A 22,550-nucleotide genomic window follows, 5' to 3' on the forward strand; every position below is an offset into this window, starting at 1 on the left:
CTCACGTCATGCGACGCCATTGCTACGCGCTGCTCGTCCTCGCGGCGGCGAGCCTCGGCGGCTGCCGTGAGAAACCAGGATCGGCTCCGGGCCTCGTCGCCGACGCCCCGGCCGAAGCCGGCGCCGCGGACACGAAGGCCGACCCGGAGGGCGCCCCTTCCGCGGAGGCGGACGCGGACGCGCCGCCACCGGAGCCGAGCGGACCGCTGCTCGTCGATCTCGGGGGCGTCGCGCACCTGCCGCCCCCGATCCCCGAGAACGCGCCGCGTCTCGCGAGCATCGCGATGCGCACCGACGTCGTGGCGAAGCCGGACCCGAAGGCGACGCGCGTCGGCTTCCTTCGCGCCGGCGCGATCGTCGAGATGGATCCCGAGATCGCGGGGACCGCGGGCTGCAAGGACGGATGGCGCAAGATCAAGCCGTACGGCTACGTCTGCGTCGGCCCCGAGGCCACGCTCGATCTGAACCACCCGATCGTGAAGGCGGCCTCGCGTCGCCCGGACATCACGCAGAAGCTGCCGTACATGTACGGCATCGTGACGCGCGGCGGTCCGGTCTACGCGCGGATCCCCACGGCCGAGGATCTGAAGACGCACGAGCCTGGGCTGAAGAAGCACCTCGCGAAGTGGGAGAAGGACAAGGAGAGCGGGGCGGCGTACGGGCTCGACGTGTGGATGAAGTGGAAGTCGCAAGCCTCGCCGTCCGCGCTCGAAGCGATGGAGCAGCGGCTCACGGACCCGGACATCCCGATCTTCCTGAAGGACGGCGGCCGCGTGCCGAACCTGTCGGGTCTTTTGAAGTCGGACGATCTCGTGAAGATCGGCCAGGTCGACCGGCGCAACGGGGTGGCCTTCGTGGAGACGTTTCTGCATGAGGGACGTCGCTACAACGTGTCGACGGATCTACGGGTGATGCCGGCCGACCGGTTCCGCCCGATCCGCGGCAGCGACTTCCACGGCTACGAGATCGGCAAGGACATCGACTTCCCGTTCGCGCTCGTGCGGAGGCCCGGTGCGAAGCGCTGGGTGTGGGACGAAGGGAAGAAGAAGCTCGTCGCGGGCGAGGAGGTCGGCTACCGCGCGGCGGTCGCGCTGACGGGCAAGCAGAAGTTCGTGGGCGGCGTCCTGCACTACGAGATGAAGGACGGCGGCTGGATCGACGACCGGCACGCGGGCCGGGTGGATCCAGCGAAGAAGATGCCGGCGTGGGGGAAGAACGGCGAGAAGTGGCTCGACATCAACATCACGAAGCAGGTGCTCGTCGCCTACGAGGGGACGAAGGCGGTGTTCGCGACGGTGATCTCGAGCGGTGAGAGCGGGCTCGAGGATCCGGAGACGAGCAAGGCGACGAAGCGAGGGATCTTCCGGATCCATACGAAGCACGTGAGCGTGACGATGGACTCGGACGCGGTGGGCGAGGAGTTCGAGCTACGCGACGTGCCGTACGTGCAGTACTTCCAGGACGGCTACGCGCTGCACGGCGCCTACTGGCACGACCGCTTCGGCCAGCCGAAGAGCCACGGCTGCGTGAACCTCGCGCCGGAGGACGCGCGAAGGCTGTTCCACTGGACGGAGCCGCAAGTGCCGTACGGGTGGCACGGAGCGGCGCGGAATCTCACGGGGACGGTGGTGTTCATTCATCCGTGAGGGGTGCGCAGGGAGGGCCGAGGGGGTTGATGCGTGGCGACACCCGCTGGTCATCGTGGACAGCGGGGGTTGATGCGTGGCGATACCCGCTGGTCATCGTGGACAGCAGGGGGTTGATGCGTGGCAATACCCGCTTGGTCATCGTAACGCGCGGGGGTTGATGCGCGTCGACACCCGCCGGTCAACGTGACGCGCGGGGGTTGATGCGCGTCGACACCCGCCGGTCAACGTGACGCGCGGGGGTTGATGCGCGTCGAGACACCCTCTGGTCATCGTGGACAGCGGGGGTTGATGCGTTCGAACACCCTCGGTCGTCGGTTTCCTGCGGATCGAGCGACTCAACTGCCCCGCAGTCGACGGACGTCAGCGTCGGCGAACGCCGCCAGGAGATCCACGAAGTCCGCCGGCAGGCTGGGGTTCCTCGTTCGCATACCACTCCCACGCGAGCGAAAGGATGGCCTGCAAGCGCTCACCCCCCGACGCGCGCTGCCAGAACAAAACGTCCGCGTCCTCCGCCTGGGACATCGGAACACGTCCGCCTGTCCATGTCGCCCGGCGCTGAGCAGCTCGCTCCTGGCGATCTCGGTCGGCCACGTCGAAAAGCATAGTACGAGCGTGTCCGAACGTCGCGGGGGCTGTCCGCTTCTCACCCCACGAGCGCCGTCTCGATCTCGATCTTCCCCGTCAGCATCTTGTGCACCGGGCACTTGTTCGCGATGTCGAGGAGCCGCGCGCGTTGCTCCTCCGTCAGGTCTCCCGACAGCCGGATCGACCGCCGCGCGACAAACGCGTCCGCGCGCTTCTCCCCCGAGACCGAAACCTCCACCGACGAGAGCGGCCAGCCCTTCCGGTCCGCGTAGACCTTGACCGTCATCGACGTGCACGAGCCGAGGCCGGCGAGCACGAGCTCGAACGGATCAGGGCCGCGGTCGTCGCCGCCCACCTCCGGCAGCTCGTCGCCCGTGAGCTCGTGCGGCCCCACGTGGATCGACTGACCGAACTTCCCCTCGCCCGTCTTCACCGTGACGTTTCGCATGTCCCCTCGTATCGCAGAATCCCGCCTCGGGAGAAAGCCACGTCGAGACGCCCACGCGAAGCTTTACGCGACAACGGTCCTGTCCGACGTTAGAGGCTCGTCATGGTCCCGCTCGCCCCTACAGGCTGGATGCTCGCGCAGACCGAGTCCGGTCGCCGCTTCGCGCAGAGCCTCGCCGCACAGCTCCGCGCCACGCTGCACGGCGACGAGCACGTGCCCCGCAAAGGCGGCGCGCTCCTCGTCGGCAACCACGCCTTCATGGGCATCGACGCCTTCGCGCTCGCCGCGCTCCTGCTCCACCAGACGGGCCGGCTTCCGCGCTTTCTCGCCGAGCGGAACCTCTTCCGACTCCCTGGCGTCCGCGAGCTGCTCCGCAGCATGGGCGCGATCCCGGGCACGCCCGACGACGCCGTTGATCTCCTCGAAGCCGGCGAGATCGTCGTCGTGTATCCAGGCGGCGTCGACGACTCGTTCAAGCTCTCGAGCGACGCGTACACGCTGCGCTGGCAAGGGCGCGCCGGCTTCGCGCGCGTGGCCATGCGCGCCCGCGTTCCGATCGTTCCGGTCGCCGCCACGGGCGTCGACGAGCTCTACCGTCTCGATCGACGCGAGCACTTCCTCGGTCGCTGGTTCGGCGGCTCGTCGCGCTACGACATCCCGCTGCCGAGCGGCCTGCGTCCGCGTCGCGTGCCGCTCGATTACTACCTACTCCCGCCCATCGACACCGCAGGCGATCCCCACGACGTGGAGGACGTCGAACGCATCCGGCGCGCGACGGAAGAGGCCATCCGCAGCGTGCTCGATCCCTACCGCGCGGGGCTCTCGTCCTCGCCGCGTTGATCGTCGTCCTCGCCGAGAAACACGGCACGCGTAGCCTGCGCAGCCGCGCGCAGCACCCGGAAGATCCCGAGGTCCGACCAGTGCGGCTCCGGGTCGCCGATCGGCACGTCGATCACGAGCGTGTCGCCCTCGTCGTGGTGCACGACGCCGCCAGCCTCATCGAGGATCCGTCGCATCGGCGCATTCGAGACGAGCACCGATGAGCGAAAGATCTGGATGCCACGCTCGCGCGCCGCGCGCGTGAGCGCTTCGAGCAAGACACGACCGAGGCCCTGGCCCTGGTACGCGTCGATCACCGTCACCGCCGCCTCGGCGATGTGAGGCTCGTCGGCGAGGCGCAAGAACCGCGCGACGCCGACGCCCTCTTCTTCCTTCAGATCGAGCGAGTCCGTCATCGCGACGATCGCGACGTGATCCTTGCCGTCGACCTCCGTCAGATACCGCGCCATCGACGCACTCATGAACGGCACGTCGACGAGGAAGCGTCGGTAGCGCGACTCGCGCGAGAGTTTGCCGAACGCACGGACGAGCGCGTCGCGATCCTCCGAGCGGATGCAACGCAGCCGTACGACACGGCCGTCCGCGAGCCCCCGCGTCTCGTGATACCCCCCGTCGTAGCGCACGCCCTCAGCATACAGCGCCGTCGTCCGTGCAGAACGACGCTTCATTCTTCGCGTCGCGCATGGTTGCAGGCGGCCGAGCGCGCCGTACCCTGACCGATCATGCATCGCTTCAAATCCCTTTTGAGTTCGCACGATTCCGCACGCCGTCTTGGACACCTCGTCGTGTCGCTCCTGTTCGTCGCGTCCGGGTGCTCGTCGTGCTCCTCGCGGAGGACCCCGGCCGAGGGCGATACGCGGTCGACCTCGGTCGTGGAGCCAGGCCTCATGCCTTCGGAGTCGGACGGCGCATCGTCATGCGGGCGCGAGACCAACGTGCACGGCTCGGGCTACGACGCAGCGGCGCGCTCGTGCCTCTGGGACGCATGGCGGAACGGGAGCACCGCAGGGCTCGTGATCACGATGCACACCGTCGAGGGCGATCCGATCACGTACACGCTGCGCGTGCGCCCCGGTCCCGTCGTCGACGTGACCGAAGACAGCCGCGACAGGTTCGGATCACCAGGCGTGACACGCACGAGCTGCAAGTCGCTGGAGAAGCGCTCGGGGACGGGCGACCGCTTCGGCTTCGTGCTGCGCGGATGCGAAGGGCGCGCCTCCGAGATCGTGATTCCCTGACCGCGCGTGGGGCGCGCCACGTACACACGGGCCTTCGCGAAATGATAGGGTGCGCCCCATGCAACTTGCGGTGATCGGGACGGGTTACGTCGGCCTCGTGGCCGGCGCCGGGTTCGCAGATTTCGGAAACGACGTCGCCTGTGTCGACGTCGACGAAGGCAAGATCGCGCGCCTCCTGCGTGGCGAGGTGCCCATCTACGAGCCAGGCCTCGACACGCTCATCGCAAAGAACACGAAAGCCGGGCGTCTGTCGTTCTCGACGGACGTGGCATCCGCCATCCAGAACGCCGAGGTCGTGTTCATCGCCGTCGGCACGCCCCCCGCGGCCGACGGCTCCGCGGATCTGTCAGCCGTCTACGCCGTGGCCGAGACGATCGGCAAGAACATGAACGGCTTCAAGGTCGTCGCCACGAAGAGCACGGTGCCCGTCGGCACGGCCGATCAAGTCGAAGCCATCATCGCCCGCCACACGACCCATCCCTTCGGCGTCGCGTCGAACCCCGAGTTCCTCAAGGAAGGCGACGCAATCAACGACTTCATGAAGCCCGATCGCGTGGTCATCGGCTCGAACAACCCGCGCGCACTCGAGGTGCTCCGAAGCCTCTACGATCCCTTCGTGCGCACGAGCGACCGCATCCACGCGATGGGCGCACGCTCCGCAGAGCTCACGAAGTACGCATCGAACGCACTGCTCGCGACGCGCATCTCGTTCATGAACGACCTCGCGCTGCTCGCCGAGAAGCTCGGCGCAGACATCGATCGCGTGCGCAAAGCCGTAGGCGCCGACCCGCGCATCGGACCCAAGTTCCTCTTCCCCGGCCCAGGCTTCGGCGGCTCATGCTTCCCGAAGGACATCTCCGCGCTGATCCACACAGCAAACACGATGGGCCACGACCTCGAGGTCGTGCGCGCCGTCGAGGAAGTAAACAAGCGGCAGAAGCACGTGCTCGGCTCGAAGGTGAAGCACCACTTCGACGGCTCCCTCGCAGGTCGCATCGTGGGCGTCTGGGGTCTCGCCTTCAAGCCGCAAACCGACGACATCCGCGAGTCGCCCGCACTCACGCTGATCGAGGATCTGCTCGCCGCAGGCGCAACGGTGCGCGCGCACGATCCGCAAGCCATCGAGAACGTGCGCCCCCTCTTCGGCGATCGCGTGACGTTCGTGGACACGATGTACGCCGCAGCCGAAGGCGCCGACGCACTCGCCCTCGTCACCGAATGGCACGAGTACCGAAGGCCCGACTTCCACCGCATCAAGCGGCTCATGCGCACGCCGTCCCTCTTCGACGGTCGCAACATCTGGGACCCAGAGGACCTGCGCGCGATCGGGTTCTGGTACACCGGGATCGGTCGCGGCTGAAGCGCAGCGCCGGGGTTTCACCCCGGACCCCGACCAGGGGTTGTCCACCCCTGGACCCGGACCAGCGCAAGCGCTGGACCGTTGGTCGATGAACTGCGCGATGCGCAGTTCATCGAACGGCCGAGTCAAGACTAGCCACGACCCTGCCAACCAAGACAGCCGCGCTGACCTCTCAGCCGGCAACGCTGTCCCTGGTCTTCCAACGGGCTCGTTGGAAGAACTGCGCATCGCGCAGTTCTTCCACCCCGAGTCCAGCGCTTGCGCTGGTTCGGGTCGAGGGGCGAACAGCCCCCGCGGGGTCCGGGGCAGCGCCCCGGCGCGACGCCTTGCGAGGCTACTTGCCGCCGCCGAAGCTGGGGCCGCCGATGAAGACGCCGCCGCCTCCGCCGCCTCCGCCGCAGTCGCTGAAGACGATGATCAGGACGAACAGGATGATGACGCCGATGATGATCATCGTGCCGCATCCGCTGGTTGCGCAGCCGCTGCCGCCTTCGCCTGACGCGAGCAGCGAGCCTGCTGGGGGCTTGATGCCGAAGGCTGCGCCGATGTCGCTGGCGGAGAGACGCTCGCAGAACGAGTAGTTCACCTCTTTCGCTGTCTGCTCGACGCTGACCTTGCCGCCTGAGCCTTCGTACTCCGTCGCCTGGACGGACTCGCCGATCTCGACCTTCCAGTAGAACTCGCCGACCACGTACTCGGTCTCGGCGCGGACGCTCTGCTTCCAGTTGTAGTGCTGGCCGCGCAGCATCGCGGCGCCGCCGGAGACCGACACCTCGCCGGGTGGGATGGGCGTGACGAGCCACCACGCGCCGTCCTCCTCCATCAGCCACAGGTACCCGACGCGCGGCCCTGCATAGAGCAGGTACTCGCGCCATCGATAGCGCTCACCCTCCACGGTGCAGCCGCGGATCGTGAAGCCGATGCAGATGACGCGGTTGCCACGCAGGTTGCCCTCGGCGCCGAGCGGGATGAACGGCTCGATCGGCGGCTTCGGCGCAGGGCCGAGCGCTCGCAGCGCTCCCTGGTTCAGATCGCTCGCCATGCCGCAGTAACGGCAGACGACACGCTCGGTTTGTCCCGGGGTCACGAGCGGCAAGTTGCCGCCGCAGTTCGGGCACGCGACGCTCGTCACCTCGGCCTTCGCGGCTTCGACGGGCGCGCCCGAGTCGAGCACCATCACCGCGGGATCGATCTGCCGGCCGAGGTAGAGCTTCGGCGGGATGCGGCCATCGCCGTAGTCGATCGTGCCGAATGCGCCGTTCGGCGCGGCGATGTCTGCGTAGCCCGTGGGCACGCCTGGAGATGCGACTGCGGGCATCTCGCCTTCGCCCGAGATCACGCGGCGCTGCCCGACCTCCGCGACGGTCCAGACGCCGTACGTGCCGAGGTTGATCTGCTGACCCGCGCGGAGTGCGTGGATTGGCGGCAGCTCCGGCGGAAGCGGAACCTCGTTCGTCGAGTACCAGCGACCTTGCGCGCTCGCGACCCAGCACCACTTCCCGCTCATCGGGAACGTGATGAAAAACTCCTGCCACGGCGCGCCGGGTGCGCTTGCGCGATCGAGCTGCACGCGACCGTCGACCACGAACGGCTCGCCGCCGCTCCAGCGACCTGTCCCGCCGAGCTGCAGCGGCGACGGGATGTCGACGAGGTCTGCCATCCGGCCGACGGCGACGAGGTTCCTGTCCGTGCGTGCAACGACGAAATTGCAGTGCTTGCAGACCTGCGCAGCGGCGCCGGCGAAGCGGAACGTGATGGGCGCCCCGCACGACGGACACGCCGCCTGGCGGTCGAACGGGCTAGTCACGCCTCGGATGGTAGCCCATTTTCGTCGCGGGCGTGTTCCCTCGTCGGGCCGCTTCCGACGTGGGCGTCTCGGATCGGGCTCACCGGCCACGCCGACCCGGTGCTAGGAAGGCGCGGCATGACGCAGCAGCAGCCGCGCCGCTGGGTCCACCCCGCGCTCCTCGCCATGGTGGCCGTGATCGCGACATCCGGGCTCGTCTACGAGCTCGTGACGGGCACGCTGGCGAGCTACGTGCTCGGCGACTCGGTCACCCAGTTCAGCCTGGTGATCGGCCTGTACCTCTTCGCGATGGGCATCGGCTCGTATCTGTCGAAGTTCCTCGAGGATCGACTCCTCGAACGCTTCGTCGAGATCGAGCTCTGCCTCGCGCTCGCGGGTGGCCTCTCGGCGCCGCTGCTCTTCAAGGTCTACACGGCGGCCGCGGCGTTTCGCTTCGCGCTCTACGGCATCGTGGTGCTCGTCGGCACGCTCGTGGGCCTCGAGATCCCGATCCTCATCCGACTGCTCCAGTTCTCGGTCGACCTGAAGGAGCTCGTCGCGCGTGTCCTCTCGCTCGACTATGTGGGCGCGCTGATCGCGAGCCTCCTCTTCCCGTCGCTGCTCCTGCCGAAGCTCGGCGTGCACCAGACGAGCCTCTTCTTCGGCCTCCTGAACGCGGCCGCGGCGATGCTCGCGACGTTCCTCTTCCCGCTCGATCGCGCCGTCACGATCCGCCTGCGCGCGCAGTGCGTGCTCATCTTCGGCGTGCTCGCCGCGGCCTTCGGGTTCGTCAGTCGCTTCGTCGATCGCGCCGAGACCGTCTATTTCGGCGCGCCCATCATCTACACGGCGCAGTCGCCCTACCAGCGCGTGGTGATCACGCGATCGCCGCGCACGACGCGCCTCTTCCTCAACGGCAACCTCCAGTTCTCCTCGGACGACGAGCAGCGCTACCACGAGGTCCTCGTCCACCCCGCCGTCGCCGCGCTCGGCCATGATCCCAAGAGCGTGCTCGTGCTCGGCGGCGGTGACGGTCTCGCCGCGCGCGAGCTCCTCCGGTACCCGTCGATCGAGCGCATCGTGCTCGTCGACCTCGACGCCGCGGTCACCGACGCGTTCCGCAAGCTGCCCGTCGCGCTGGAGCTGAACGGCGGCGCCCTCAACGACCCACGCGTCACCGTACGCAACGAGGACGCCTACAAGTTCCTCGAAGACTCGCGCGACTCGTTCGACCTCGCGATCGTCGACTTCCCCGATCCCTCGAACTACGCCGTCGGCAAGCTCTACACCGACGCCTTCTACCACCTGCTCCGCGAGCGCCTCTCCTTCCGCGGCGTCGCCGTCGTGCAGGCGACCTCGCCGCAGTACGCGCGCGAGTCGTTCTGGACCATCGTGCAGACGCTCGAAGGCGCTGGCTGGAAGACGGCGCCGCTCCACGTGTACGTGCCGAGCTTCGGCGACTGGGGTTTTGTGTTGGCGGGCGGCGAGCACCTCACCGCACCGGGAGCCTTGCGCATCGAGCCGACCCAACTCCGCTGGCTCGAGTCCTCGGGGTTGCCCGAGCTCTTCCGCTTCCCGCGCGACATCGGCCGCGTCGAGGCGCCCGTGAACCGACTGAACGATCAGAAGCTCGTGGCGATCTACGCACGCGAGTGGGGCGTCTTCACGCGCTGATGGACCGGCGGGCCTTCCTCACGACGGTCGCGGCGGGCTGGGTGGTCGACACGATCCTCCCGGGAAAGGCGCCGATCGCAGGTCGCATCATCGGCGCCTCGCACGGCGTGGGTCACCTCGTGCGCGACGGCGGCGTGCCCGAGCCGAGCGGACCGCCGGAGCACGCCGACGTCGTCATCGTCGGCGCGGGCATCGCCGGCCTCTCCGCCGCGTGGAGGCTCGCGCCTGCGGGGCTCGACGTGCGTGTGCTCGAGCTCGAATCTTTCCCCGGCGGCACGAGCACGTGGAGCGAAGACGGCGCCGCGCCGCACCCGTGGGGCGCGCACTACCTCGCCGCGCCGAACCCCGAGGCGCGCGCCGCGCTCCGTTTGCTCGAACAGATGGGCGTGGTGAAGGGCTGGGACGCGGCGGGCCGCCCGCGCTTCGATCCACGCGTGCTCTGCCACGCGCCGCAAGAGCGCATCTTCTACCGCGACGCGTGGCACCCGGGGCTCGTGCCGCAGGACGAGCTCGACGCGCACGATCGCGCCGAGATGGAGCGCTTCTCCCGCTTCGAAGACGAGCTCACCGAGCGCGTCGGTACCGATGGAAAACCCGTCTTCCAGATCCCGCTCGCGCTCTCGTCGCGGGATCCGGACACGCTCGCGCTCGATCGGATCAGCATGCGCGCGTGGCTCGATCGCGAGGGTTACTCCTCGCCGTTCTTGCGCTGGTACGTGCGCTACGCGTGCCTCGACGACTTCGGCGCAGAACCGGAAGAAGTCTCGGCCTGGGCGGCGCTCCACTACTTCGCGGGGCGCAAGCTGAAGACACCCGAGCTCGACGGCAGCCACTTCCTCGTGTGGCCCGAGGGCAATGGCAAGCTCGTCCAAGCACTCTCCGAGCGTGCACGCGCGACGGTCTCGCTCGGCGCGCTCGTGACGGGCCTTCGCACGATCGAAGGTGGTCGCGTCGAAGTGCGCTGGCTCGACGTGCGGTCTCGTGCTCCGCGGCGCACGCATGCGCGCGCCGTCGTCGTCGCCGCGCCCGCGTTCGTCACCGCTCGACTCTTCCCGGCGGCCGCGGCGCGTTTGCCCGTGCGCACGAGCTCGCCGTGGGTCGTTGCGAACATGCACGTCGAGCGCCCGATCGATCCCGACATGGCGTGGGACTCCGTCCTCTACGATGCCGCGGGCCTCGGCTACGTCGACGCGCGCCATCAGCTCACCGAGCTCTCGTCGCGCACCGTGCTCACGTACTACCGCGCGTACGGCGGGCCCGACGTCGTGGGCGCGCGCAAAAGCCTCGTCGTCGCGCCGTGGGAACAGATCGCGAACGACGTGCTGCGTGATCTCGCGCCTGCACATTCCGAGCTGCGCGAGCAGATCTCGCGCATGGACGTGTGCGTCTGGGGCCACGCGATGCCGCGTCCGCGTCCCGGATTTCTCGGCGAACGGCCCTTCGAACCGCTCGTCTTGCTCGACGAGCGCGTGGCCTGGGCGCACGCGGATCAGCCTGGGATGGCGCTCTTCGAGGAGTCGCAGGCGTCCGGTGTACGCGCGGCCGAGGCGGTCGCGCCTGCGCTCGGGGTCGAGCTCGGTCCGACCTGGTTGTGAAAGCCAGGAAAATGGTAGCCACAAGCACAGAACCGACACTCAGTTGCCAGGAATTCTGGGTTCTGGTGTAGTTGCTTGCCTTCCGGGGGTAGGGCTCGGGCCGGTTGGCGCGGGAAAGGTGACGGGATCTGCTCACCGACCTTGCACGGCCCCCCCCCTACGCGTCTACTGTTCGGCCATGCGAACCCGGTTCGCCGGGATGACCGATGTCGGCCTGATGCGGGAGCACAACGAGGACAACCTCCTCGTGATGCCCGAGTACCATGTCGTCGCCGTTGCCGACGGAATGGGCGGGCATCGCTCCGGCGATGTGGCAAGCCGGCTGGCCGTCTCCACCCTCTCGGACTTCTTCTCGGTCACCGTCGGTCGCGACGGTACATGGCCATTTCCTGCCGATCCGAACCTGACGGAGGAGGAGAACTACGTCGTCACGGGCCTACGGCTGGCCAACCGTCGCATCTTCGACCGTTCGCTCAAGACCATGGCGGACTTCGGGATGGGCACGACGATCGTGACGGCGATGTTCGACAAGAACGCGACGCGCGTGACCGTGGGTCACGTCGGCGACAGCCGTTGCTACCGCATCCGGGGCGACAAGATCACGCAGCTCACCCGTGATCACTCGCTCGTCAGCGACGCCTTGCACATGGCGCCGTGGATGACGGAGGAAGAGATCAAGCGGCTGCCGCCGAACGTGATCACACGCGCGCTCGGCATCCGCGAGGACGTGCTCGTCGATCTGCTCACCGAGGAGACGGCCGCAGGTGACATCTACCTGCTCTGCTCCGACGGCCTCTCGGGCCTCGTGAAGGACCCGGAGATCTGCGACATCGTCACGAAGGCCCCGTCGCTCGACGAGGCGTGCCGCGTGCTCATCGAGCGCGCGAACTTCCACGGCGGACTCGACAACATCACGGTCGTGCTCGCGCGCGTGGAACCTGATCAGGCCTGACCGACCCTCTCCCCAGTCCCGCCCCTCTCCCCAACCCCTCTCCCGCTCGCGGGAGAGGGGCTTTGCATTTCAGCGGTGCAGGCTGCGCTGCGCGGCTTCGCTGCGCGGCTTCGCCCTACAGCACGAACTGATCGCCGATCTTCATCACTTCGAGGCTCACGCCTTCGAGCGCGGCGCACTCGCGCTCCACCTCGGCCTGGAACACCGGCTTGATGTGATAGAGCAGCGTCGGCAGATCCTGCGGACGGCGTAGCTTCTTCAGATCGGCGCGCAGCGTCTGCGGCGTGTGGTGACCACTCACCGTGGCGAGCCGCTGCTCGCGGTTCGGAAAGCTCACCTCCATCAAGAGCGCGCGCAGGTTCGGCTGCTCGTCGAGCACTTCCCAGAGCCGATCCGTGGGCCCCGTGTCGCCGCTGTACGCGATGGCGCCGCCCGGCGTTTCGATCACGAACGCAGCCGACTCGATCGTGTGGCTCACCATGACCGCACGCACGTTGCAGCCCGCGAGCGGCGCGGGCTTCTCCGGCGAGAGCTCCAGGTAGCGGATCGTCGGGTTCTCCGGCGTCGGGATCGTCGCGAAGTCGGGCCAGAGCTCGTTGTTGAAGAAGTGCTCGCGCAGGATGCGGATCGTCTCGCGCGTGCCCGCGACGATGAGCGGAGGTGCGCCCATCTGACAGCGGTTGTCCGCGAGCGTCGCGAGATCACGGATGTGATCGAGGTGCGCGTGGCTGACGAGGCACCCTTCGAGCTTGAGCTGGCCCTCGACTTCGAGACCACTCGTGAGAGATCCGGCGTCGATCGCCAGACGCTCGTCGAGGATGAAGGCGCTCGTGCGGTGCTTCGGAGTCTCGCCGCCGTGACAACCGATGACGCGGAGATCCACGCCGCTCAGCCTTCCCCGCCGAACTTCTGCGGCATCTCGAGGAACTCGACGAAGTCCTGGAGCCTTCCGACGTCGGCGACGACGATGCCCCCCGAGACTTCACTGGCGAGGCGCAACCTGCGCAGCCGCAGCATCACATCGGAAGCCGCGACCGCGTCCACGCCGACATCACGCGCGAGATCTTCTGCCCGCGTACGGATCAGGATCCCCTCGGGCGTCTTCTCGCCGAACGCCTCCGCGCTCCGCGCCAGCGCGAGCATGATCCGCGCCTTCGGATCGCGGTGCATCAGCACCTCGATCAGCGCGTCGGCCGAGTCGAGCCGTTTCGCGAGCTTCTTGATCAGCCGCATCGCGATCTCGGAGTTGCCCGCGACCATCTTCTCGAGCGTCTTCGCCTCGACCAAGAGGCACCGCGTCGTCTCGACGACCGTCGCCGTCGCGCTGCGCGGCTTGCCGTTCAGGATCGCCAGCTCGCCGAGGAACTCGCCCGGGCCGAGCACCGCGATCACGCGCTCCTCGCCCGCGATCAACTTCGTGATGCGGACGGAGCCGGACTGGATCACGTACATCACATCGCCGGGATCGCCCTCGCGGCACAGTATGTCCCCGGCCGAGAACTCACGGCCAAACCGGGCGAAGAGCGGATCCGACATCGTGGGGGGAGTTTACCGCCATACGGCAGGCCGGGTCAAAAACCGGAGGTTCGGCCGCCGCGCTCTTCGAAAAACGAAAGCCCCGGACGTCGGAGACGCCCGAGGCCTTCGTCATGGCGTGAGGCTTTTCGGGGCGATCAGCCCATGTCGAAGTCGCCCATACCGCCCATGCCGCCCATGCCGCCCATTCCGCCCATGCCGCCCATGCCGCCCATGCCGCCGCCGCCGGCCGCGGCCGCCGCTTCCTTCTTGGGCTTCTCGGCGACGAGCGCCTCGGTGGTGAGCATCAGGGACGCCACGCTGGAGGCGTTGGCGAGCGCGTGGTGCACGACCTTCGCCGGGTCGATGACGCCGGCGGCGAAGAGGTCCTCGTAGGTGTCCGTCGCGGCGTTGTAGCCGAACGAGCCCTGGCTCGAGCGGACCTTCTCCACGACCACGCTCCCGTCGATGCCGGCGTTCGTGGCGATCTGCCGGATCGGCGCCTCGGCGGCCTTGCGCAGGATGCGCACGCCGACGTCGCGCTCGTCGCCGAACTTGAGCGTGTCGAGCACGGACGAGGCGCGGAGCAGCGCCACGCCGCCGCCGACCACGATGCCCTCTTCGACGGCCGCGCGCGTCGCGTGCAGCGCGTCCTCGACGCGGGCCTTCTTCTCCTTCATCTCGACCTCGGTCGCCGCGCCGACGCGCACGACGGCCACGCCGCCGGCGAGCTTCGCGAGGCGCTCCTGGAGCTTCTCGCGATCGTAGTCGCTCGACGTCTCGGCGATCTGCTTGCGGATCGACTCGATGCGGGCCTTGATCGCGGCCTTGTCGCCGGCGCCGTCGACGATGACGGTGTTGTCCTTGTCGATCTCGACGCGGCGGGCCGTGCCGAGGTCACGCAGCGTGGCGGTGTCGAGCTTCTGGCCGAGGTCCTCCATAAAGGCCGTCGCGCCCGTCAGGATCGCGATGTCCTTCAGCATCTCCTTGCGGCGATCGCCGAAGCCGGGCGCCTTCACGGCCGCGACCTTGAGCGTGCCGCGCAGCTTGTTCACGACGAGCGTCGCGAGCGCTTCGCCCTCGATGTCCTCGGCGATGATGAGGACCTCGCGGCCGTGCTTGACGACCTGCTCGAGCACGGGAAGGAGATCGGCCATCGCCGAGATCTTCTTCTCGTTCACGAGGATGAGCGGGTTCGTGAGAACCGTCTTCATTTTCTCGGCGTCGGTCACGAAGTACGGCGAGAGGTAGCCGCGGTCGAACTGCATGCCCTCGACCGCGTCGAGCTCGGTCGTCATGCGCTTGTTCTCTTCGACCGTGATCACGCCCTCCTTGCCGACCTTCTCCATGGCCTCGGCGAGGATGTTGCCGATCTCCTTGTCGCCGTTCGCGCTGATGGTGGCGACCTGCGCGATCTGGCCCTTGTCCTTGGTCGGGACGGCCTGCTTCTTCAGCGCGTCGAGGATCGCGGCGACGGAGGCGTCGATGCCGCGCTTCAGGTCCATCGGGTTGTGGCCGGCCTCGACCATGCGCAGGCCCTCGTTGTAGATGGCCTGGGCGAGGACGGTCGCGGTCGTCGTGCCGTCACCGGCCTTGTCGCTCGTCTTCGAGGCGACCTCGCGGACCATCTGGGCGCCCATGTTCTCGAGCTTCGAGTGGAGCTCGACTTCCTTGGCGACGGTCACGCCGTCCTTCGTGACGACGGGCGAACCCCAGCTCTTCTCGATGACGACGTTCCGGCCCTTCGGCCCGAGCGTCACCTTCACCGCCTCGGCGAGCGTGTTGACGCCCCGGAGGATCGCGGCGCGCGCGCCACGGCTGAAAACGATCTGCTTCGCGGACATGGATCTTCTTCCCTCGCGGCGGATGTCGCCGCGTGCTCGGTTTTTCGTGGAGGAGGATGGGCGAGCGACTAGCTCGCGGCTCCTTCGCTGCCGGTGATCGCGAGCAGGTCGTCCTCGCGCAGGAGCACGAAGTCCTCGCCGTCGATCTTCACCTCGTTGCCGGCGTACTTGCCGAAGAGGACGACGTCGCCGACCTTGATGTCGAGCGGCCGGAGCTTGCCGTCGCGGAGAAGCTTGCCGTTGCCCACGGCCACCACGCGCCCCTCGATGGGCTTCTCCTTGGCCGAATCCGGGATGATGATCCCACCCTTCGTCTTGGTCTCGCTCTCGAGACGCTTGACCACGATGCGGTCGTGCAGCGGCCTGATCTTCATGATGGCTTCCTCTGTCGTCTATTTGCTGGCACCGGCGGGCCGACACCCCCCGGCCGTGGCTGTTGGCCACGGAGGGCATCGAGCACCAACGCCGCTGGCACTCGGCTATGCCGGTGGCTAAAACCGGCCCGGAAAATAGATCCCCGCGTTGCACCGTCAAGCCCGCCCTGGTTCGGCTGGTCGTTTTTCCGGAGGCCTGCGTACGTCCGGGAAACGCCTCGAAGGCCTCGTTCGGCGATCCAGACCGGACGTCGAGAGGACGAGCCCGTCCAAGGCAGACAGAATTCCCAAGCGATTCCGAGCTGTTCCGAACATACGACAAGAAGCGCTTGACAGGACCGACGGTTCGGCTAAGTTGCGCGGCCCGTGGACGACGGAGCGACTGCTCCGGTGCTCCACCGGTCCCTTGGCCCGCAGGGTTTTGGGAACGCCCAGTCCTTGGGGGATCGTCTAATGGCAGGACGACGGTTTCTGGCACCGTCTATCAAGGTTCGAATCCTTGTCCCCCAGCCCGAAGTCGGCTAAGAAGTGTCGCCGACGGATTTGAAAACTGGTCCCATCGTCTAGCGGTTAGGACGCCGGCCTCTCACGTCGGTAACGCGGGTTCAATTCCCGCTGGGATCGCCAGGAAGTACAGAAAAGCGAAAACGGCACCTTCGGGTGCCGTTTTCGTTTTGTGCTTTTCGGTCCCGGATGGCCGTCCGCGGCCGGAATCGGCCCCAGGCTTGCATTTCGTCGTGGGCGATGGCCAAAGGTCGAATCCCCTGGGCCCGGCTGCTCGCCGAGGCACGACAAAAATTCGGCGTCGAGCGCTTCCGGCCCGGCCAACGCGAGCTCATCGAGGCCGTGCTCTCGGGCCACGACGCAATCGGCATCCTGCCCACCGGCGCGGGCAAGTCCCTCTGTTACGAGCTGCCGGCCCTCGTCCTGCCGAACCCCGTCGTGGTCGTCTCCCCGCTGATCGCGCTCATCCGCGACCAGGAGGACAAACTCGAGGACGCCGAGATCGACGCGACTCGGCTCGACTCGACCCTCACCGCGGACGAGGAGCGCCGCGCGACCGAAGATGTCCGCGAAGGCCGCCCTTCCCTCGTCTATGTGACCCCGGAGCGCCTCGAGCGAGCGGACGTCCTCGAAGATCTGCGACGCGGCGGGGTCTCGCTGCTCGTCGTGGACGAGGCCCATTGCATCTCGCAATGGGGGCACGACTTCCGGCCGGCGTATTCGTTCCTCCGCGCCGCGCGAAAAGAGCTCGGCGATCCGCCCGTCCTCGCGCTCACGGCCACCGCCACGCCCGCCGTGCTCGACGACATCCACGCGGCCCTCGGAATCGAGGCCGCGCGCGTCGTGACGAACTCCATCGAGCGGGAGAACCTCTTTTTCGAGGTATTTCGCACGGTGAACGAGGAGGCCAAGATGAAGCGCCTCCTCGTGATCGCCGACGAGGTTTCCGGGCTCGGGATCGTCTACGTGTCGACCGTGAAGAAAGCCGAGGAGCTTCACGAGGCGCTCATCGCCCGCGGGATCGCGGCCGGCCTTTATCACGGGCGGCTCACGAAATCGGCGCGGGAGGCGGCCCAGGCGCGGTTCATGGCGAACGAGTTCCGCGTGATGGTCGCGACGAAGGCGTTCGGGATGGGCATCGACAAGAGCGATATCCGCTTCGTCGTGCACTGGGAGTTCCCGGATTCGGTCGAGAGTTATTACCAGGAGGCCGGCCGCGCCGGGCGCGACACGAACGCGGCTCGCGCTGCATTGCTCTATCGAATCGAGGATCGCCGCGTGCAGGCCTATTTCCTCGGCGGCAAGCACCCGCGCCCGGAGGAAGCGGACAAGGTGCTCGCGGTCCTGCTCGCCGCGCCGGGCCGCGACCTCGAAGCGCGCGCGATCGCCGAGATGGCCGGCGTACCCGAGCGCCACGCCAAGGTGCTGCTCGCGTCGCTCGACGCAGAGGGCCTCGTCCTCCGCCGAAAAGGCTGCTTCCGCGCCACGGCCGCGCTGCGAAGGGCCGGCTCCGCGAGCGTCCTCGGTGAGATCCGCGAACGACGCAGGCATGAGGATCGGGCGCGGCTCGACGCGATCATCCGTTATGCCGAGACCACCGAATGCCGCACGCGCTACCTCCGCCGTTACTTCGGCGAGGAGGAAGGCGAGACCTGCGGACATTGCGACAATTGCCGCGATCACACGGCCGAGCGCCTCGCCGCGGCCGCCTTCGCGGCGAGAGCCGAGGAGCCCCCGCCGGTCGTCGTGCCTTCGCTCGCCGCGCCGCCGGAGCCGCCGGCCTTTGCCGTGGGCGAGCCCGTGCGCCACGAGAAATTCGGCGAGGGGGAGGTGCTCGCGGTGGACGAGAAACGCGTCAAGGTGGCCTTCCCGGGCGACGTCGGGACCCGCGTGGTCGAAGCGTCCTACCTCGAGAAAAAGAACGCCGCCTGAGCCTCGCCGCTCCGCCGCGCTTGCACGCGCCGCCCTCTTTTGAGAGAGAGGACACATGAAGGCGCTCCAGTGCACAGAAAACGGCGTCGCTCTCGCCGACGTCCCCGATCCCGAGCCCACGCCGGGCGAGGTGGTGGTCAAGGTCCGGTCGGCCGGGATCTGCAATACCGATCAGGAGCTCGCCCGCGGGTACATGGATTTCCGTGGCGTGCTCGGGCACGAGGTCATCGGCATGCACGCGGGCAAGCGCGTGGCCATGGAGATCAATTGCGCCTGCGGGAAATGCGCGACCTGCCGCGCGGGCGGGCGTAACCATTGCCCCACGCGCACCGTGCTCGGGATCCTCGGCCGAGACGGCGGGATCGCCGAATTCGTGCGGATTCCCGAGGAAAACCTGCACATTTTGCCGGACACGATCCCCGACGAGAGCGCCGCCTTCATCGAGCCGCTCGCCGCCGCGCTGCATGCCTTCGACGAGGCCGCGCCCCGGCCGGGTGATCGAGTTTGCCTGCTCGGCGACGGCAAGCTCGGCCTGCTCACGGGGCTCGCGCTCGCCGCGCGGCGCGGGGATCTCGGCCGCGCCGTCGCCGTCGGCCGGCACCGGGACAAACTCGCGCTCCTCGAAGCGGCCGGACTCGACGTCGCGCTCGAATCGGAGTTTTCCGAGGCGGGATTCGACCTCGTCGTGGAGGCGACCGGAAAACCCGCCGGGCTCGCCCGCGCGCTCGCCATCGTGAAGCCGCGCGGCACGATCATCCTGAAGAGCACGTATGCAGGCGTCGCGAACGTCGATCTCGCGCCGGCCGTGATCAACGAGAACAAGATCATCGGCTCGCGTTGCGGCGATTTTCAGCGCGCCATCGACGTGCTCGCCCGGGGCGTCGTCGATCCGCGGCCGCTCATTTCGGCGCGGTATCCGCTCGCGGACGCCGCGCGTGCGTTCCAGCGCGCCGCCGAGCCGGGCGTCTTGAAGGTCCTCGTCCTGCCTTCTTGAATCAGGCCGACACGAGCACGACGCGCGTCACCTCCGGCGGCGCGCCGACCCGCGCCGGCGGCCCCGCCGTGCCGAATCCGCGATTCACCCACAGCCGCGACCCATTCCGCTCGTAAAGCCCCGCCACGTAGCCATAAGGCAACACGAGCTTGCCCGGCTGCAAGGCCCCGAGATTGACCTGCCCGCCGTGCGTGTGCCCGGAAAGCTGCAAGGCCACCTGGCCCGCGGCGTCCGGGAAAAACACGGGGTTGTGGCAAAGCAAGACGCGCGGCAGATCCTTCGGGACGTGCGCGAGCGCGGCTTCGAGGTTCGGCCCATTCCCCGGCGAGAGGCGCCGCGCCCACACGTCCTCCACGCCGAGCAGCGCGAACCCGTCCTTGTCATCGCCGACGACGAAGCCGTCATTGCGCAGCACACGCGCCCCGGCCGCCTTCAAGGCCGAAACGACCTCGTCGATCCCCGCATACCAGTCGTGATTGCCCGGAATGGCCACGACGCCGTCCCGCGCGAGCGGCGCGATGTTTCGCACGAAGCGCCCGAGCATCTCCGCGTATTTCGCGTCGTTGTCGAGCAGATCCCCCGTGAGCACGATCCGATCGGGCCGCGCCTTGCGCACGAGCTCCTCGGCCGCGCGCATCTCGGCGTCGCCGACGAACGTGCCGAAATGAATGTCCGAGAGCTGGACCAGCGTATACCCGTCGAGGCGTTTCGAGAGCCCCGGGATCCGGACGGGCACATCCTCGATCACGTAATCGTGCCGGCCGAAGACCGCGCCATAAAATGAACTGCCCGAGCCCACGAGCAGCGCCGATCCCGTCACCGCCTGGCCGAGGAAGACGCGGCGCGTGGGCAGCGCCGGCCCCTTCTCGGGCGCAGGCTCGGTTTTCGCGGGCTCCGCGGCAGGCGCAGGCGCGGGCGCGGGCGCCGCAGGCTCGGTCGCGAGGGCGAGCACAGGCTCGGGCGCGGGCGCGGGGGCGGGCTCGGGCTTCACGCGCGACGCGAGCCACGTGAAAGGCAGGGCCCCGAGCTTCGCGAGATCGACGAGCAAGAGCAGGCCCGTGCTGATGAGCAAGGCGAGCAGGAGCGTGAACGCGACCTCGCCGAGCAGGCGCACGCCGAGGGCACGCGCGAGGATCATCGACACCATGGCCCCGAGCACCACGAAGAGGCCGGTTCGCTCGGCCCGCACGGAGAGCTCGAACGACTGCTTGACCCGACGGCCGAGGTAGAAGCTCGCAGCGAAAAGGACGAGCGAGACGACCACGAAAAAGATCACGAACCGCGGAATTCCCATGGGATGCCGTGCCCTCGGTCGCGGAGCGTAGCGCACGCCCGGGCCGCGCGGCAGGGGGCCGCCCGAAGAGATCCGGCTCGCCGCTCAGCGCGCCGATCGCACGCAACGAAAGCCGCCGCCCGCGAAGCGATAATGCGGCTCGAACCGGGTGCGCGAATAGGTCTTCAGCGATTGCGCGCCGAAGAGCCAGGACCCGCCGCGCATGACGTAGAGCGGATGCCGCGGCTTCGCAGTGTTCTTCGGGTTGCGCGAGGGGCCGTCCATGTAAAACGCCGGATCGTCGACGTCCTCGCACCACTCCCAGACGTTACCGGCCATGTCGAGGACGCCGTACGGCGACTGGCCCTCGGGATACGAGCCGACGGGCGCCGTGCCACGATGTTTTCCACCGTAATGGGCCCGCGTGGGCGTCGGCTCGGCCTTGCCCCAGGGATATCGCCGGCCGTCCGTCCCACGCGCGGCTTTTTCCCATTCGGCCTCCGTGGGCAAACGCTTGCCGGCCCACGAGGCAAACGCGCACGCGTCGTCCCACGAGACGTTCACCACCGGATGATCCTCGAGCCCCCGCGGCACGGCGCCACGCGCCCAGTGCGCGAGGAAACGACCGCCGCTCTCGTCAGCCGGCTTGTATCCGGTGACCTGCACGAAGAGCGCGAATTGCCGGTTCGTGACCGGCGCGCGATCGATGTAATACGCATCGAGGAAAACCTCGCGCCGATCCGGGCCCATGAGAAACGACCCCGCCGGCACGAGCACGGACTCGGCGCCGTCGGTGTCGCGCAGGACCGTCGCGAGCGGCGGAATGGACGTGCTGCTCGGGCGCAGGACGACGGGCCCCGGCGCGGGCTCGTCGATGGCGGCGAGGAGGCGCTCGCGGAACTCCGCGCACGTCTGCGGCCGCTGCGAGGGGTTTTTCGCGAGCGCGGAGAGGATGAGCTCCTCGAGCGGGGCCGGGATCTCGGCGCGGTGTTGCAAGGGCGGCGGGGGCTCGGCCTGGACGTGCGCCATCATCAGCGCGAAATGGTTGTCCTCGGGGAAAGGCGGCCGGCCCGCCGCGAGCTCGTAGAGCGAGACGCCAAGCGAGTAGACGTCCGAGCGATGATCGGCCGTCTTGTCGCCCCTCACCTGCTCGGGCGACATGTACCGGCAGGTGCCGAGCAGCGCGCCGCTCACGGTGTACGTCGTGCCTTCGAGGATCCGCGCGATGCCGAAATCGACGACCTTGGGGACGAGCTCGCCCGAAGGCCCGCGCATGACGAGCACGTTGTCGGGCTTGAGGTCGCGATGCACGATGCCCTGCCGGTGCGCCGCGTCCATCGCGTCGAGCACGGCCGCGAAGATCTCGCGGATCTCGACGAACGGCATGCGGCCGCGCCATTTCACGAGGTGATGCGCGAGCGTCTGCCCCTCGACGTGCTCCATCACGATGCCGAGCAGGTGCTCGTGCTCGATGAGGTCGAAGACGGAGACGACGTGCGGGTGTGAGAACGTGCGCAGGACGCGGGCCTCGCGGATGAAGCGGCGCCGGATCTCGGCGTCGCCCGCGAGGTTCGAGTGCAGGCACTTGATGGCGACCGTGCGGCCGAGCGCGCTGTCGTGCGCGCGGTAGACGACGCCCATGCCGCCCTCGCCGAGCACGCTCTGCACGGCGTACACGCCCGAGAGCACGGTGCCCGCGGGGATGCGCATGGGCGGAAGGCGGCTCGGCGTGGGCCCGGACGCGGGCGTGGGTTCGCGTTCGACCGGCGTCGTCGGCGCGAGCGCGCTCGGCACCTTCGCGAAGAGAACCGTGGGATCGGCCGCGGCCACAACGGGGGCGCCGCAATCGGCGCAAAACCGCGCCTTCTCGCCGATCACGGCGCCGCAACGCCGGCAGGAGGGCTCGCCCGAGGCCATGGGGGCGGCAGAGCTTCGCAGATCGCCGGGGTACCAGGCAAGACATCGTCGCGCCCGAACCCTGCGTGGT

At 68.4% G+C, this 22,550-nt stretch carries 18 protein-coding genes and 2 tRNA genes; 11 read left to right on the top strand and 9 right to left on the bottom strand.

What is annotated here, in order from left to right; all coding sequences use genetic code 11:
* The first annotated feature begins 8 nt into the window (after positions 1-8).
* Positions 9-1,646 (top strand): L,D-transpeptidase, encoded by a 1,638-nt coding sequence (locus KEG57_RS31810; protein WP_272421141.1) that lies wholly within the window; start codon positions 9-11, stop codon positions 1,644-1,646.
* A 646-nt stretch (positions 1,647-2,292) separates the two neighbouring features.
* On the opposite strand, the gene KEG57_RS31815 is transcribed toward KEG57_RS31810, so the two are convergent.
* On the bottom strand, positions 2,293-2,682 hold the full coding sequence (locus KEG57_RS31815) for an OsmC family protein (protein ID WP_272421140.1): 390 nt from the start codon (positions 2,680-2,682) through the stop codon (positions 2,293-2,295).
* 102 nt (positions 2,683-2,784) lie between these two features.
* Between KEG57_RS31815 and KEG57_RS31820 the strand changes: the two genes are divergently transcribed.
* On the top strand, positions 2,785-3,522 hold the full coding sequence (locus tag KEG57_RS31820; protein ID WP_272421139.1) for a lysophospholipid acyltransferase family protein: 738 nt from the start codon (positions 2,785-2,787) through the stop codon (positions 3,520-3,522).
* Here KEG57_RS31820 and KEG57_RS31825 read toward each other — a convergent pair.
* Positions 3,489-4,190 (bottom strand): GNAT family N-acetyltransferase, encoded by a 702-nt coding sequence (locus tag KEG57_RS31825; RefSeq protein ID WP_272421138.1) that lies wholly within the window; start codon positions 4,188-4,190, stop codon positions 3,489-3,491. The genes KEG57_RS31820 and KEG57_RS31825 overlap by 34 nt on opposite strands.
* 117 nt (positions 4,191-4,307) lie before the next feature.
* Here KEG57_RS31825 and KEG57_RS31830 point away from each other — a divergent pair, with 117 nt between their 5' ends.
* A complete protein-coding gene (locus KEG57_RS31830; RefSeq protein ID WP_272421137.1) occupies positions 4,308-4,760 on the top strand; it encodes a DUF4362 domain-containing protein in 453 nt (150 codons plus the stop codon).
* Positions 4,761-4,818: 58 nt separating this feature from the next.
* Entirely contained in the window at positions 4,819-6,120 is a 1,302-nt protein-coding gene (locus tag KEG57_RS31835) for a UDP-glucose dehydrogenase family protein (RefSeq protein ID WP_272421136.1), read from the top strand.
* Between the two features lie 334 nt (positions 6,121-6,454).
* Here the strand turns inward: KEG57_RS31835 and KEG57_RS31840 are convergent, their stop codons facing one another.
* Positions 6,455-7,927, bottom strand: a complete 1,473-nt coding sequence (locus KEG57_RS31840) for a DUF4178 domain-containing protein (protein WP_272421135.1) — start codon at positions 7,925-7,927, stop codon at positions 6,455-6,457.
* A gap of 117 nt (positions 7,928-8,044) precedes the next feature.
* On the opposite strand from KEG57_RS31840, the gene KEG57_RS31845 reads away from it, so the two are divergent.
* The 3 genes from KEG57_RS31845 (at position 8,045) to KEG57_RS31855 (ending at position 12,127) form a co-directional block, all read left to right on the top strand.
* Positions 8,045-9,580, top strand: a complete 1,536-nt coding sequence (locus KEG57_RS31845; protein WP_272421134.1) for a polyamine aminopropyltransferase — start codon at positions 8,045-8,047, stop codon at positions 9,578-9,580.
* Positions 9,559-11,175 carry an NAD(P)/FAD-dependent oxidoreductase gene (locus tag KEG57_RS31850; protein ID WP_272421133.1) on the top strand — a complete coding sequence of 539 codons (1,617 nt, stop codon included), beginning with the start codon at positions 9,559-9,561 and terminating at the stop codon, positions 11,173-11,175. Before KEG57_RS31845 ends, KEG57_RS31850 begins: the two co-directional genes overlap by 22 nt.
* Before the next feature lie 178 nt (positions 11,176-11,353).
* On the top strand, positions 11,354-12,127 hold the full coding sequence (locus KEG57_RS31855) for a PP2C family protein-serine/threonine phosphatase (RefSeq protein ID WP_272421132.1): 774 nt from the start codon (positions 11,354-11,356) through the stop codon (positions 12,125-12,127).
* 115 nt (positions 12,128-12,242) lie between these two features.
* Here the strand turns inward: KEG57_RS31855 and KEG57_RS31860 are convergent, their stop codons facing one another.
* The 4 genes from KEG57_RS31860 to groES form a co-directional block, all read right to left on the bottom strand.
* Positions 12,243-13,010, bottom strand: a complete 768-nt coding sequence (locus KEG57_RS31860; RefSeq protein ID WP_272421131.1) for an MBL fold metallo-hydrolase — start codon at positions 13,008-13,010, stop codon at positions 12,243-12,245.
* Positions 13,011-13,015: 5 nt separating this feature from the next.
* Positions 13,016-13,663: a Crp/Fnr family transcriptional regulator gene (locus KEG57_RS31865; protein ID WP_272421130.1), complete on the bottom strand. Its 648-nt coding sequence runs from the start codon at positions 13,661-13,663 to the stop codon at positions 13,016-13,018.
* 137 nt (positions 13,664-13,800) lie between these two features.
* Complete coding sequence (gene groL / locus KEG57_RS31870; RefSeq protein WP_272421129.1) at positions 13,801-15,486, bottom strand: chaperonin GroEL; 1,686 nt, start codon at positions 15,484-15,486, stop codon at positions 13,801-13,803.
* A 68-nt stretch (positions 15,487-15,554) separates the two neighbouring features.
* Positions 15,555-15,860, bottom strand: coding sequence for a co-chaperone GroES (gene groES / locus KEG57_RS31875; RefSeq protein WP_272421128.1), 306 nt, complete (start codon positions 15,858-15,860; stop codon positions 15,555-15,557).
* Between the two features lie 439 nt (positions 15,861-16,299).
* Between groES and KEG57_RS31880 the strand changes: the two genes are divergently transcribed.
* The 4 genes from KEG57_RS31880 to KEG57_RS31895 all read left to right on the top strand — a co-directional run bounded on the left by KEG57_RS31880 (position 16,300) and on the right by KEG57_RS31895 (position 19,290).
* A tRNA-Gln gene (locus KEG57_RS31880) sits at positions 16,300-16,370 on the top strand.
* Between the two features lie 42 nt (positions 16,371-16,412).
* A tRNA-Glu gene (locus KEG57_RS31885) sits at positions 16,413-16,487 on the top strand.
* Between the two features lie 117 nt (positions 16,488-16,604).
* Positions 16,605-18,296: a RecQ family ATP-dependent DNA helicase gene (locus tag KEG57_RS31890; protein ID WP_272421127.1), complete on the top strand. Its 1,692-nt coding sequence runs from the start codon at positions 16,605-16,607 to the stop codon at positions 18,294-18,296.
* A 55-nt stretch (positions 18,297-18,351) separates the two neighbouring features.
* Complete coding sequence (locus tag KEG57_RS31895) at positions 18,352-19,290, top strand: alcohol dehydrogenase catalytic domain-containing protein (protein ID WP_272421126.1); 939 nt, start codon at positions 18,352-18,354, stop codon at positions 19,288-19,290.
* Position 19,291: 1 nt separating this feature from the next.
* On the opposite strand, the gene KEG57_RS31900 is transcribed toward KEG57_RS31895, so the two are convergent.
* Positions 19,292-20,584, bottom strand: a complete 1,293-nt coding sequence (locus KEG57_RS31900) for a metallophosphoesterase (protein ID WP_272421125.1) — start codon at positions 20,582-20,584, stop codon at positions 19,292-19,294.
* A gap of 84 nt (positions 20,585-20,668) precedes the next feature.
* Positions 20,669-22,480 (bottom strand): bifunctional serine/threonine-protein kinase/formylglycine-generating enzyme family protein, encoded by a 1,812-nt coding sequence (locus KEG57_RS31905; protein ID WP_272421124.1) that lies wholly within the window; start codon positions 22,478-22,480, stop codon positions 20,669-20,671.
* Between the last annotated feature and the right edge of the window lie 70 nt (positions 22,481-22,550).

The organism is Polyangium jinanense, from assembly GCF_028435365.1.